This window comes from Microbacterium sp. NPDC058062 (assembly GCF_042885375.1).
GTDB lineage: Bacteria > Actinomycetota > Actinomycetes > Actinomycetales > Microbacteriaceae > Microbacterium > Microbacterium trichothecenolyticum_C.
In genome coordinates this window covers 732,223-744,739 of the sequence record NZ_JBHVSC010000002.1, presented here as the reverse complement: position 1 = coordinate 744,739, position 12,517 = coordinate 732,223, and the positions used below count along the sequence as shown (strand labels likewise).

General features: G+C 69.4%; 9 protein-coding genes and 1 tRNA gene. 8 read left to right on the top strand and 2 right to left on the bottom strand.

The features are described from left to right. The first annotated feature begins 5 nt into the window (after positions 1–5). The 5 genes from ACFVSU_RS08210 (at position 6) to ACFVSU_RS08190 (ending at position 6,590) form a co-directional block, all read left to right on the top strand. Positions 6–1,013, top strand: coding sequence for a LacI family DNA-binding transcriptional regulator (locus tag ACFVSU_RS08210; RefSeq protein WP_387140659.1), 1,008 nt, complete (start codon positions 6–8; stop codon positions 1,011–1,013). Positions 1,014–1,313: 300 nt separating this feature from the next. Beyond that, positions 1,314–3,071: a glycoside hydrolase family 13 protein gene (locus tag ACFVSU_RS08205; protein ID WP_387140657.1), complete on the top strand. Its 1,758-nt coding sequence runs from the start codon at positions 1,314–1,316 to the stop codon at positions 3,069–3,071. Positions 3,072–3,101: 30 nt separating this feature from the next. Next, the gene (locus ACFVSU_RS08200; RefSeq protein WP_387140654.1) at positions 3,102–4,472 is read left to right on the top strand and encodes an ABC transporter substrate-binding protein; all 1,371 of its coding nucleotides are present in this window, start codon (positions 3,102–3,104) and stop codon (positions 4,470–4,472) included. 148 nt (positions 4,473–4,620) lie between these two features. Beyond that, positions 4,621–5,592, top strand: coding sequence for a carbohydrate ABC transporter permease (locus ACFVSU_RS08195; protein ID WP_387140651.1), 972 nt, complete (start codon positions 4,621–4,623; stop codon positions 5,590–5,592). Next, the gene (locus ACFVSU_RS08190) at positions 5,589–6,590 is read left to right on the top strand and encodes a carbohydrate ABC transporter permease (RefSeq protein WP_387140648.1); all 1,002 of its coding nucleotides are present in this window, start codon (positions 5,589–5,591) and stop codon (positions 6,588–6,590) included. Before ACFVSU_RS08195 ends, ACFVSU_RS08190 begins: the two co-directional genes overlap by 4 nt. Positions 6,591–6,633: 43 nt before the next feature. Here the strand turns inward: ACFVSU_RS08190 and ACFVSU_RS08185 are convergent, their stop codons facing one another. Further along, positions 6,634–7,854 (bottom strand): diacylglycerol/lipid kinase family protein, encoded by a 1,221-nt coding sequence (locus tag ACFVSU_RS08185; protein WP_387140646.1) that lies wholly within the window; start codon positions 7,852–7,854, stop codon positions 6,634–6,636. A 96-nt stretch (positions 7,855–7,950) separates the two neighbouring features. Between ACFVSU_RS08185 and serS the strand changes: the two genes are divergently transcribed. The 3 genes from serS to ACFVSU_RS08170 all read left to right on the top strand — a co-directional run bounded on the left by serS (position 7,951) and on the right by ACFVSU_RS08170 (position 10,267). Beyond that, complete coding sequence (gene serS / locus ACFVSU_RS08180; protein ID WP_387140643.1) at positions 7,951–9,216, top strand: serine--tRNA ligase; 1,266 nt, start codon at positions 7,951–7,953, stop codon at positions 9,214–9,216. After that, a complete protein-coding gene (locus ACFVSU_RS08175; protein WP_387140640.1) occupies positions 9,213–10,121 on the top strand; it encodes an HAD family hydrolase in 909 nt (302 codons plus the stop codon). Before serS ends, ACFVSU_RS08175 begins: the two co-directional genes overlap by 4 nt. Positions 10,122–10,182: 61 nt before the next feature. Next, positions 10,183–10,267, top strand: a tRNA-Ser gene (locus tag ACFVSU_RS08170). Positions 10,268–10,303: 36 nt separating this feature from the next. Here ACFVSU_RS08170 and ACFVSU_RS08165 read toward each other — a convergent pair. Further along, the gene (locus ACFVSU_RS08165) at positions 10,304–12,148 is read right to left on the bottom strand and encodes a DUF4012 domain-containing protein (RefSeq protein WP_387140637.1); all 1,845 of its coding nucleotides are present in this window, start codon (positions 12,146–12,148) and stop codon (positions 10,304–10,306) included. Between the last annotated feature and the right edge of the window lie 369 nt (positions 12,149–12,517).

Sequence of the window (12,517 nt, the reverse complement as noted above, 5' to 3'; positions counted from 1 at the left end):
AGCGCATGTCGAAGCGTCTCGCCGAAGTGGCGCGCAAGGTCGGTGTGAGCGAAGCCACCGTGAGTCGCGTGCTCAACGACAAGCCCGGTGTCTCCGAGGCCACGCGGCAGGCGGTGCTCACCGCGCTCGACGTGCTCGGCTACGAGCGGCCGACCAAGCTGCGTGGCGAGCGCGCGCGTCTCGTGGGTCTCGTGCTCCCCGAGCTGCAGAACCCGATCTTCCCCGCACTCGCCGAGATCATCGGCGGCGGGCTCACGCAGAACGGCTACACGCCGCTCCTGTGCACCCAGAACGCGGGCGGCATCACCGAGTCCGACTACGTCGACCTCTTGCTGCAGCAGCAGGTGTCGGGGGTGATCTTCCTGGGCGGCAACTACAGCCAGGCGGACGCCCCGCATGATCACTACGACCGGATCCGGCAGGTGAACCTCCCGACGGTGCTGGTGAACGCCCGCATCGGCTCACTCGACTTCGCCACGGTGTCGACGGACGACGCCGCGGCGTCGGAGCAGGCGATCCAGCACCTGCATCAGCTGGGCCATCGGCGCATCGGGCTGCTGCTGGGCCCGCTCGACCACATCCCGTCGCAGCGCAAGCTCGCCGCCGCGCGCCCGCTGCTCGAACGCCTCGGCTCGCCGCTCGAGGAATCGCTCGTGGTGCGGGGCCTGTACTCGCTGGAATCCGGCCAGGCCGGGGCTTCGCGCCTCTTCGCCGCGGGCGCGACCGCCATCGTCTGCGCGAGCGACCCCCTTGCGCTCGGTGCCGTCCGTGCCGCTCGTCGGGCGGGCCTGCGGGTCCCGGCCGACGTGAGCGTGGTGGGCTTCGACGACTCCTTCCTCATGAGCTGCACCGAGCCGCCTCTGACGACGGTGCGCCAGCCGATCGAGTCGATGGGTCGCACCGTGATCGAGCTCCTGCTCTCACAGATCGCCGGCACGACCGCGGCCGGGGATGAGCTCCTCTTCGAGCCCGAGCTCGTACTGCGGTCGTCGACGGGCCCCGCCGCGGCCTGACCTCAGCCCGAGGCGACCTGGATCGAGCCCGGTTCACCGTTCGGGGGGCGAGGGGCGCTCCAGCGCCCGAAGACGAAACGCCTCGAGTCTGCGGGAGCGTTCGGATCGAGGTGAGCGCCGCGCCCGAGGCGTTTCGTCTCGCTCCTTCGTCGCTCGCTCAACGAGCGAGGGGAGCGCACCGCGCAGCGGTCCTCATCCTTCATCGATCTCGCGAACAATCGTAATCTTGCAAGTATCTGTCCAAGACTTGCAACCTCTACACCGATCCAATACATTCAACGCATCACGTCCTTCCCATCGATGAGGAGACCCGTGGACACCGAGGTCCTGACCCGCGGCCCCCGAGCCGTTCCTGCGAGCGACAACCCGCTGTGGTGGCGGTCGGCCGTCATCTACCAGGTCTACGTGCGGAGCTTCGCGGACGGGAACGGCGACGGCACGGGCGACCTCGCCGGCGTGCGGGCGCGCCTCGGCTACCTCAAGGACCTCGGCGTGGACGCCATCTGGTTCAACCCCTGGTACCCGAGCCCGCTGGCCGACGGCGGCTACGACGTGCAGGACTACCGAGACATCGACCCGCGGTTCGGCACCCTCGAGGAGGCGGAGCTGCTGATCCAGGAGGCGCTGGACCTCGGCATCCGCACGATCATCGACGTCGTGCCGAACCACATCTCGCATCAGCACCCGTGGTTCCAGGCGGCGCTCGCCGCAGGCCCCGGCAGCCCCGAGCGCGAGCGCTTCTGGTTCCACCCGGGCAAGGGCGAGAACGGGGACGGGATCCCCACGCACTGGGTGTCGAGCTTCCAGGGCGAGACCTGGACGCGCACCACGAACCCCGACGGCACGCCGGGGGAGTGGTACCTGCACATGTTCACGCCCGAGCAGCCCGACCTCAACTGGAACCACCCGGACGTCCGCCGCGAGCACGAGGAGATCCTGAGGTTCTGGTTCGACCGCGGCGTCGCGGGCGTGCGCATCGACTCGGCGGCGCTGCTCATCAAGGACCCGGAGCTGCCCGAGGTCGGCGAGAAGCAAGGCCCGGGCGAGCACCCCACGGAGGACCGCGACGAACTGCACGACGTGTACCGCTCGTGGCGCGCGATCGCCGACTCGTACCCGGGCACCCGTGTGCTCGTCGGGGAGATCTGGGTGCCCGACATCGTGCGGTTCACGAACTATCTGCGCGCCGACGAGATGCACACCGCGTTCAACTTCGACTTCCTCGCGCGGCCGTGGGGTGCGGCATCCTTCCGTCAGTCGATCACCTCGACGCTCGAGGCCCACGCGCCCGTCGGTGCGCCGTCGACGTGGGTGCTCAGCAACCACGACGTCACCCGGCCCGTCACCCGCTACGGGCGGGAAGACACCGCGTTCGCGTTCCTCAAGAAGCGGTTCGGCGTGCCCACCGACCCCGAGCTCGGCCTGCATCGGGCTCGCGCAGCAGCACTCCTCGTTGCCGCGCTGCCCGGCAGCCTGTACATCTATCAGGGCGACGAGCTGGGCCTTCCCGAGGTCGAGGACCTGCCGCTCGACCTCATCGAGGACCCGATGCACTTCCGCTCCGGCGGCACGGACCCGGGACGTGACGGATGCCGCGTCCCGCTGCCCTGGTCGGGCGACCACGCGCCGTTCGGCTTCAGTCCCGACGCGACCCGCACGTGGCTGCCCCAGCCCGAGGGGTGGAGCGGGCTCACCGTCGCGGCGCAAGACGCTGACCCGGCGTCGACCCTCAACCTCTACCGCGACGCGCTCCGCCTGCGCCGCGAGCTCCCCGAGCTCGGCGACGGTCCGCTCGAGTGGTGGGATGACGCGATCCCCGCCACGAACGGCGCCGCCGGTCCCGACCTCCTGGCCTTCCGGCGCGGCGATCGCTTCGCGTGCGTCGTGAACACCGGCGACGACCCGGTCGCGCTTCCCCCCAGCGCGACCGTCCTCCTCACGAGCTCGCCCCTCGAGGCCGGCCGGCTGCCCGGCAACGCCGCCGCCTGGCTGCGGCTCGAGGGCGCAGCATCCCACACCCGCACCAACACCCCGGAGACGTCCGCGCCGAGAGGCTGACGTGGACGTCCCCCTCAGAAAGGAAAGACGATGAAGTCACCAGCAAGGGTCCTGCTCGCCGGTGTCGCCGCTCTGGCGACGGTCGGCGCGCTCGTCGGCTGCTCTCCGGCCGGCGGCGACGAGAACAGCGACGGCAAGCTCGAGCTCCGCGTCGCGACCTTCCCGCCCGGCGCCGACGCCGCGGCGTACGAGGCGTTCGCCACGCAGGAGGAGCAGTTCGAGAAGGAGCACCCCGACATCGACATCATCGGTGTCGAGTACGAGTGGGAGGGCCCGACGTTCGCCGTGCAGCTCGCCGGCGGCAGCCTTCCCGACGTGTTCACCGTGCCGTTCACCGACTCGAAGACGCTGCTCGAGAACGGCCAGCTCATGGACGTCACCGCCGAGGTCAAGGAGCTCGGCTACGAAGACAGCTTCAACCCGATCATCCTCGACGGCGTCAAGGACGCCGACGGGAACATCTTCGGCTTCCCGCGCCAGGCCTACGCGATGGGTCTGCACTACAACCGCGACCTGTTCGAGCAGGCAGGGCTCGACCCCGACCAGCCGCCCACCTCATGGGACGAGGTGCGCGAGTACGCGAAGGCGATCCACGACGCCACCGGCAAGGCCGGGTACGCGCAGATGGCGATCAACAACACCGGCGGCTGGCAGCTGACCGCGCAGACCGTCGCCCGCGGCGGGCGCACGCAGACCGATGAGGCCGACGGCAGCGCCACCTCGACGATCGACAACGACGCGACCAAGGCGACGCTCGAGTTCCTGCACGACCTCCGCTGGGAGGACGACTCGTTCGGCGCGAAGGTCGACCTCGACTGGGGCACGATCAACCAGGAGTTCGCCGCCGGCAACATCGGCATGTACACCTCGGGCTCCGACGTCTACACCGCGCTCGTACGCGACTTCGGCCTCGACCCCGCGGTGTACGGCCTCGGCGTCGTGCCGATCGAGGGCGACGACCCGGGCACACTCGGCGGCGGCGACATCGCCGTGATCAGCCCCACGGTCGACGACCAGACCAAGGCGGCCGCGGTCACCTGGATCGACTGGTACTACATGCAGAAGCTCCTCGACGAGGACGCCGCCGTGCAGGACGCCAAGGCCCTCGCGGAGTCCGACCAGGCGGTCGGCACGCCGGTGCTGCCGGTGCTCAGCCGTGAGCTGTACGAGGAATCCCTCACCTGGATCGAGCCGTACATCAACGTGCCGCGCGACCAGATGACGTCGTTCACCGACAACATCTGGGACCAGACGCCGGTCGGCGAGCCGAAGAAGTCGACCCAGGAGGTCTACGCTCTGCTCGACACAGTGGTGCAGACGGTGCTCACCGACGAGAACGCCGACATCGACGCCCTGCTCGCGCAGGCGCAGACCGAGGCGCAGGCGCTGCTCGACGAGTGAGGAACGAGTGGTCCCCGCTCCCACTCCCAGCCCCGCTGGCGCGTCGCTCGGAGCCTCAGGGGGCGGGGGCCCAGCTGCGGCCCGGCCTCGCCGCCGGGTCGCAGCATCCATCCCCCAGGCCCGTGCACCCGACACAGCAAGGTTGACGATGACCGCCACCCTCCCGGAGCGCCCCGCCCCCGCGGCGGCGCCCCCACCCGCCGCACCTCCCGCCCGGCGGAAGACCCGCCGCACCCCGCTCACCTGGTACCGCGGGGGAGGCCTCGCGAACCTGCTGTTCGTGCTGCCGGTGGTGTTCGTGTTCTTCTTCTTCTCGTGGTCACCGATCGTGCAGTCCGTGATCATGAGCCTGCAGAAGACGAATCTGCTCGTCTCGGAGTGGGTCGGGCTCGACAACTACGTGGCGGTGCTCACCGACCCGCAGCTCGGCCGTGCGGTCGTCAACACCGTCTACTTCGCGCTGCTGGCCCTGCTGTTCGGCTTCCCGCTGCCACTGTTCGTCGCTGTGCTGATGAGCGAGGTACGCCGGGGCAAGGGGCTCTACTCCGCTCTCGCGTACCTGCCCGTCGTGATCCCGCCGGTGGTGGCGGTGCTGCTGTGGAAGTTCTTCTACAGCGCCGACCCGTCCGGCGTCTTCAACACCGTCCTCAGCTGGTTCGGCATTCCGCCGCAGCCGTGGATCTCCTCGGCGGTGCAGGCGATGCCGTCCCTCGTACTCGAGGCGACGTGGGCCGCCGCGGGCGGGTCGATCATCATCTACCTCGCCGCACTCCTGTCGGTGCCGCCGGAGCTCTACGACGCGGCCGAGGTCGACGGTGCCGGCATCTGGCGCAAGGTCTGGCACGTCACGATCCCGCAGCTGCGCGGCATCCTCTTCATCATGCTGATCCTGCAGGTCATCGCGACCGCGCAGGTGTTCCTCGAACCGTTCCTCTTCACCGGCGGCGGGCCGGCGGGGGCGACGAAGACGATCCTGCTGTACATCTACGACAAGGCGTTCCGCAACAGCCTGGGCGGCGACTACGGGGAGGCCACCGCGGTGTCGGTGCTGCTCGCGGTCGTGCTCGCGATCCTGTCCTGGCTGTACTTCAAGCTCACGAATCGCTGGAGCACCTCATGACCACCTCGATCACGAACGCCGAGCGCCGCGAGGGCATGCGCGGCTTCCTCTCGCGCTCCCGGTCCCGGAGCTTGTCGAAGGGCGGCGGCCGAAAGCGCGACTCGATCGACGATCTGGCCGAGCGGTCGATCGTCTCGGCCTCGGAGCGCCGGCGTCCCGGCACGCGGTTCGGGATGTCGCTGACCCACGCCTTCCTCTTCGTCACGCTCACGATCGCGGGCCTCGGGCCGATCCTGTGGCTCGCGAAGTCCGCCGTCACCCCGACGCAGGACACACTCCAGCAGCCGTTCGCGCTGTGGCCGAACGGCATCGACTGGGCGAATCTGTCGACGGCGTGGAACGACATCCACATCGACCAGTACTTCTGGAACACGATCGTCATCGCCGCCGGCGCATGGTTCTCGCAGCTGTTCATCGCGACCACAGCGGGCTACGCGCTCTCGGTGCTGCGACCCAAGTACGCGCCCGTGCTCAACGCACTCGTGCTCGCGACCCTGTTCATCCCGGGCATCGTGCTGCTCGTGCCGCTGTACCTCACGATCGTGTCGCCGCCGCTGCTCGGCCGTGACGCGAGCATGCTCAACAGCTACCTCGCGGTGTGGCTGCCGATGGCGGCGAACGCGTTCAACATCCTGCTGGTGAAGCGGTTCTTCGACAATCTGCCGCGCGAGGTGTTCGAGGCCGCGAAGACCGACGGGGCCGGGCCGTTCCGTCTCTTCTGGTCGATCGTGCTGCCGATGTCGAAGCCGATCCTCGGAGTCGTCTCGGTGTTCGCGATCATCGCCGCGTGGAAGGACTACCTCTGGCCCAAGCTCGTGCTGCCGGACCCGGCGGTGCAGCCGCTCTCGGTGCGCCTTCCCGACGTCCAGTCGCAGACCGAGCTCGACGTCTTCCTCGCCGCGCTCGCCATCGCGACGCTCATCCCGATCGCGATGTTCCTCGTGTTCCAGTCCGTGTTCCTGCGGTCCGCCGGACTCGGCGGCGCCGTCAAGGGCTGACTTCGGGGATGACGGATGCCGCGGCCCGCAGCATCCGTCATTCTCACAAGCCGTCGGTGGTGTGGCCCTTGGGGACCACGACGAGGAGGGCGGAGGCCTCGACCCGGGTCTTGACCGAGAGCGCTTCGCCGAACTCGTCGCCGTCGAGCTGGACCGGGCGCGCCTCGTGCGTCGCGAGCTCGATGCCCGCGCCGCGCGAGTAGACGACGGCGCTGTCCTTCGTGCGCAGCGAGAGCACCCGGCGGCCGGCGCGGAAGCGGCGGAGGAAGCTGTTGTCCCACGCGACGCGCCGCCAGACGAACAGCCAGCCGAAGAGGCCCTTCGGCTGGAAGATCACGATGTCGAGCGCGCCGTCGGCGACGGATGCCTCGGGGATGAGGTCGAGGCCGGCCGGGAGCTTGCCGCAGTTCGCGAAGAGCACGCTCTGCACCTTCGACGAGTGCAGCCGGTGTCCGGGCAGCTCGTAGACGACGCGGAACGGCTTCGCCGACGGCAGCGACCGGGCGGCTCCGTCGACGTAGGCGACCCAGCCGACGGTCTTCTTCAGCTGCGGGTTCGTGTTCGCGATCATCGCGGCGTCGAGACCGATGCCGCCCATCACGACGAAGGCGTGCTCGGCGGTGCTGCCGTCAGGACGGGCGATCTCGGTCCAGCCGACGTCCATCGCCAGCGTGTCACCGTCGAACACGGCGCGCACCATGGCGGCGGGCTCGGTGAGAGGGAGCCTCAGGTTGCGGGCCAGCAGGTTGCCGGTGCCGCTGGGAACGATCGCCAGCGGCACCCCGGTGCCGCTCATCGCCTCGGACACCGCGCGCACCGTGCCGTCGCCGCCCGCGACCAGCACGGCGTCCACGCCCTCCCCGAGCGCCTGGCGCGTGACGTCGTCGCCGAGGTCGTCGACCGTGGTCTCGTAGAAGAGGGGCTCCGACCAGCCGGCGTTCGACGCGAGGCGCGTGACCGTGTCGCGCAGCGTGCCGGCGTCGACCTTGATCGGGTTGTACACCAGCGCGGCCTTCGGCGAGGGGCGCTTGCCGTCCTCCGAGATCGGGCGAGCAGCCCCCTCCGTGCCGACACGACGCGCGCGGCCGCTCTCGTCGTCGGCCGTGCCGGGCTCGATGTCGGGACCATCGGCGTAGGCCGCATCGGCCGGGTGCGGAGTGAGGTCGGTGGGGATCTCGCCGGTGCGCACGTCCTCGGCGGGAACGGCGTCGGCGGGAACGCCGTCGGTGGGATTCTCGTCGCCCGATCCGGATGCCGCCGCCATGAGGTACAGATTAGGACCGAATCGCCGGGCGGGCGCGTCGGACGCGGGGCTCGGCACCCCAGGTCTCCCCTTGCGGTCGCCGACTAAGCTTGCAGCGTGATCGATCCCGTGCTGCTTCGCGACAATCCCGAGTTGGTCAAGCGCTCGCAGGAAGCACGGGGAGAGTCACCAGATACCGTCGACGCCGCCGTCGAGGCCGACCGCGCGCGACGCGCCGCCATCACCGCCTTCGAAGAGCTCCGCGCCGCTCAGAACGCGCACGGCAAGAAGGTCGCGCAGGCTCCCAAGGAGGAGAAGGCCGCGCTCGTCGCCGAGGCCAAGGATCTCAGTGAGCGCGTGAAGCAGGCCCAGCACGCGGTCGCCGCGGCGGAGGAGGCATCCGCCGAAGCCTTCGGAGCACTCGAGAACATCGTCATCGACGGCGTGCCGGCGGGCGGCGAAGACGACTTCGTCACGCTGCGCACCCACGGCGAAGTGCCGGCGTTCGGCTTCGAGCCGCGCGACCACCTCGAGCTCGGCGAGAAGCTCGGCGCGATCGACATGGAGCGCGGCACCAAGGTGTCGGGCAGCCGCTTCTACTTCCTCACCGGCATCGGCGCGCGGCTCGAGATCGCGCTCATGAACCTCGCGCTCGACCGGGCGCTGCAGGCCGGCTTCACGCCGATCATCCCGCCGACGCTGGTGCGCCCCGAGGTGATGCGCGGCACCGGCTTCCTCGGCAAGCACGCCGCCGAGGTCTACCACCTCGAAGACGACGACCTCTACCTCGTCGGCACGAGCGAGGTGCCCCTCGCCGGCTACCACATGGACGAGATCCTCGACCTGTCGCGCGGCGCGAAGCGCTACGCCGGCTGGTCGACCTGCTACCGCAGCGAGGCCGGCTCGTACGGCAAGGACACCCGCGGCATCATCCGCGTGCACCAGTTCAACAAGCTCGAGATGTTCGTCTACACGACGCCCGAGCAGGCGGAGGAGGAGCACCTGCGCCTCGTCGCCATGCAGGAGGGCATGCTGCAGGACCTCGGCCTGTCGTACCGCGTGATCGACGTCGCCGCCGGCGACCTCGGCTCGAGCGCCGCCCGCAAATACGACGTCGAAGCCTGGGTGCCCACGCAGAACGCGTACCGCGAGCTCACCTCGACCTCGAACTGCACGACGTACCAGGCGCGCCGGCTCGACATCCGCTACCGGCCCGAAGGCGGCAAGACGCAGCCCGTCGCGACGCTCAACGGCACACTCGGGACCACCCGCTGGATCGTCGCACTGCTCGAGACCCACCAGCGTGAGGACGGCTCCGTCATGGTGCCGGAGGTGCTGCGGCCCTTCCTCGGCGGGCTCGAGGTGATGGAGCCCATCGCGTGAGCGAAGCGCACCTGCCGAAGACCGGCTCCATCAAGGTCGTCGCGCCGAAGAAGGCCGCGAAGCTCGTCGAGCAGGTCGCCCGCGACACCGAGAACCCGGCCGTCGCGACCGAGCAGCTCCTCATCGCCCTCGACATCGACGGCACGGTCCTCCTCGAGGACGAATCGCTGAGCCCCGGCGTCGTCGACGCCGTCGAGCATGCGCACCGCGCCGGCCATGAGGTGATGGTCGCGACGGGGCGCAGCTGGGAGGGCACCCGCGGCATCGTGCGCGTGCTGGGCATCGCCCCCGAATTCGTCGTGTGCTCCAATGGCGCCGTCGTGCTCAAGCGGCTCGAGGCCGACGAACTGAGCTACGAGCGCTGGCACGTCGAGACGTTCGACCCCCGCGAGGTGCTGGAGCAGCTGCGCGTGCACCTCCCCGACGCCCGCTACCTCGTCGAGCTCGCCGACGGGCAGCGCCTGTACACGGAGTATCTCGAGGACTGGAACCTCGTCCACGCGCGCCGCGTGCCGTTCGACGAGCTCGGCGCCCAGCCGGTGTGCCGCGTGGTCGTCGTCTCGCCCGACAAGGGCGAGCAGGACTTCGTCGACCTCGTGAAGCGCATCGGCCTCAACCACGTGTCCTACGCGGTCGGCTGGACCGCCTGGCTCGACATCGCGCCGAAGGGCGTCGACAAGAGCACCGGCCTCGAGCTGGTGCGCACCGAGCTCGGCATCGACCCCGCACACGTCCTCGTCATGGGCGACGGCCGCAACGACGTCGGCATGTTCCGCTGGGCGCTCGACAACGGCGGCCGCGCGGTCGCGATGGCGCAAGGACCGCAGGAAGTGCGCGACGCCGCGGGCGAGATCACCGATTCGGTGCGCGACGGCGGCGTGGCCGCCGTGCTCCGCCGCCTCTGACGTCGTCGGCTAGACTCGACGATTGTTCGACGGATGCCTCCGCCTGGGGTCGCATCGGTCGGGAGGGTTGTCCGAGCGGCCGATGGACCTGGTCTTGAAAACCAGTGGGCAGCAATGTCCCGTGGGTTCGAATCCCACACCCTCCGCAGGAGTGAGTCGATGCTGTTCCGCTGCGTCGGGGCTCAGCCGATCTTCGACAGCATCACGTTGCGGGAGCCCTCTGGGCTGGCGAAGAGCGCGCCGCAGTTCGCGTCGACGGTGACCTCGGTGTCGTTGGGTCCGGGCGAGTGCCGCAGCTCCAGCGGGCCCAGGTCGCCGTCGGGAAGCTCGACCTCGTACGAGATCGTCCGCCGCTCGCCCATCTCGAGGAGAAGGGTCCGGCTGATGGCGGTGTTCTCATGGTCGACGCCGGAACGGTCGCGGAACCGATTGCCCTGCCAGTTCGCGGAGTCCTGCCAGTCGCCCCGCTTGGGGTCGGTCGACAGGATCTCCGCCCCGGGAGGGGCGAAGAACAGGACGTCCAGCATCATCGTGCGCGGATCGATCCCACGGAACTGGTTGCGCAGTCCCAGCGTGTACTCGCTCTTGATGTCCTCGCTCATGCGACTGTGCAGGTCCATCGTGACCGTGATCGTGCGCTCCTCCACGTTGCAACTGGCACGCTGCGTGTAGTCGAGCCAGTAGTTGAGCTTTCCGACGGTGTAGTCGTTGAAGTAGATGCCGAGCTGCGTGGCCTCCGTCGTGTCCTCCCGGAGGACGCCGTCCACGCCGTACTCGTGCGCGAGTGACTGCAGGCCGTCATCCTCGAACCACGCGAACACACGGCCCTCTTCAGCGCTCCGCACGAGCTGATCCCACATCGCGCCGATCTCCCAGCCTCCGCCGGTGAGCGCGTCGAACATGACCGACGTCACCTCGCTGAAGTACGCGTCCATCGCGGCGTTGTCGGTCCCGAACCGCTCGTACGGCTCGCTCATCAGCAAGGAGGCCGTGTTCTCGGAGCTCACCGTCTCCCCGGAGGCGAGGGTCAGCGGACCCGTTGCCTCGAGCATGTGGGCCAGCACGATCGGGTCGATCGAGATCACCCCGTCGAACTCCGGCTTCCCGGTCAACTCCCGCGTCGCCTGAAACAGCTCCACGGCGCGAGGGAAGTGCGGGGTCATCGTGAAGTTCGACGACCAGTTCGCCAGCTCGAAGGGGTACAGCGAGCGGGTCTCCGCCGGCAGCTTGATGAGCGAGCCGTTGACCGTGTCGAAGCCCAGCGAGGGAAGTTCGCTGTACATCAGGTCCACGCCGTTCTCCTGGCCGAGCAGCTCCATCCGGCCGTTGTCGACCTTCAGCACAAGCCAATGCGCGGGCCCGCCGCCCGTCGCCCGGATCTCCGCCGGCGTCTGGATCATCAGCTGGTACAGCATGGGCTTGTCCGCGCCGGCGGCGTGCAGGATCGCGGGGAGGTGCTCCTGCACGATGTTCAGCGCCGGGACGGCCACCGCGATCAGCTCCACCATCGAGTCGAGGGGTTCGTACACGGCGGGGAGCACACCTGTCCGGTCCATGCCCGCGGCGATCGCCGACGCGTCCTCGAGGGACGAGATGATCGTCGGCAGGACCGGTCCGGCTCCGAGGAAGGGCCGCAGGTCGATCCCGAGGCTGTCCTCGCTGCGCTCATCCGTGCCGGCGGCGGCCATCATGGCGACCAGGGGTGGAAGCGACTGCGACGTGATCGTGTGCACCGCTTCTGCCACGGTGCGCACCGCGAGCACGTTGTTGCCGACCTGGGGGACTTCCGCGGCGAGATCCCACAGGACGCCGTTCGACGTGGCTCGTGCCCGTTCCGTCCGGATTACGACGTCGTCGCTCGCCTGCTCCAGCCCGGCGACATCCATGGAGACGGCGGCGGCGGCCAGCACCTTCAGCTGCTCCTTCGCGGCTTCCATGTCGTCGCGGACCTGCAGTACCTGCTGCACGAACGCCCCGACGGTGAACAGTCCGACGAGAAGCGCCGTCGCGACGGGGCCCACCACCACGCACAGCAGGAGGTACCTGCGCCTGCGACGGAGTTGCGCCTTGGTCTCCCGTGCGGCGTGACGGGCAAGCGGGGTCGCGGCCGACCGTCTGCGGGCAGGACGATGCTCCGTGGCTGGATGCGGTGCCGGCGAGGGCCCAGAGGCGGTCACGGCCAGGATGCTACCGGGTGACGGTGACGGAATTCTGACACGCGGGAGTCGATCGTCGCCGTGCGCCCGCCCTCAGCGCACCCACAGGGCGGTGTGTAAGGATACCCCGATGCCTCGGCAGCGCTGTGACGCTGTGCGAGCGAATGATGGAACGACTGTGGAATTCTTGTCTGCGGTGACGTCGCGCGGGTTGCCCCACCACGTCCTCCGCGGTGTGAC

Bases quoted from the DNA above. Each gene is read 5' to 3' on its own strand.
- ACFVSU_RS08200 (WP_387140654.1), top strand. From the start codon at position 3,102: ATGAAGTCACCAGCAAGGGTCCTGCTCGCCGGTGTCGCCGCTCTGGCG.
- ACFVSU_RS08185 (WP_387140646.1), bottom strand. From the start codon at position 7,854: ATGGCGGCGGCATCCGGATCGGGCGACGAGAATCCCACCGACGGCGTT.
- ACFVSU_RS08210 (WP_387140659.1), top strand. From the start codon at position 6: ATGTCGAAGCGTCTCGCCGAAGTGGCGCGCAAGGTCGGTGTGAGCGAA.
- ACFVSU_RS08190 (WP_387140648.1), top strand. From the start codon at position 5,589: ATGACCACCTCGATCACGAACGCCGAGCGCCGCGAGGGCATGCGCGGC.
- ACFVSU_RS08195 (WP_387140651.1), top strand. From the start codon at position 4,621: ATGACCGCCACCCTCCCGGAGCGCCCCGCCCCCGCGGCGGCGCCCCCA.
- ACFVSU_RS08205 (WP_387140657.1), top strand. From the start codon at position 1,314: ATGAGGAGACCCGTGGACACCGAGGTCCTGACCCGCGGCCCCCGAGCC.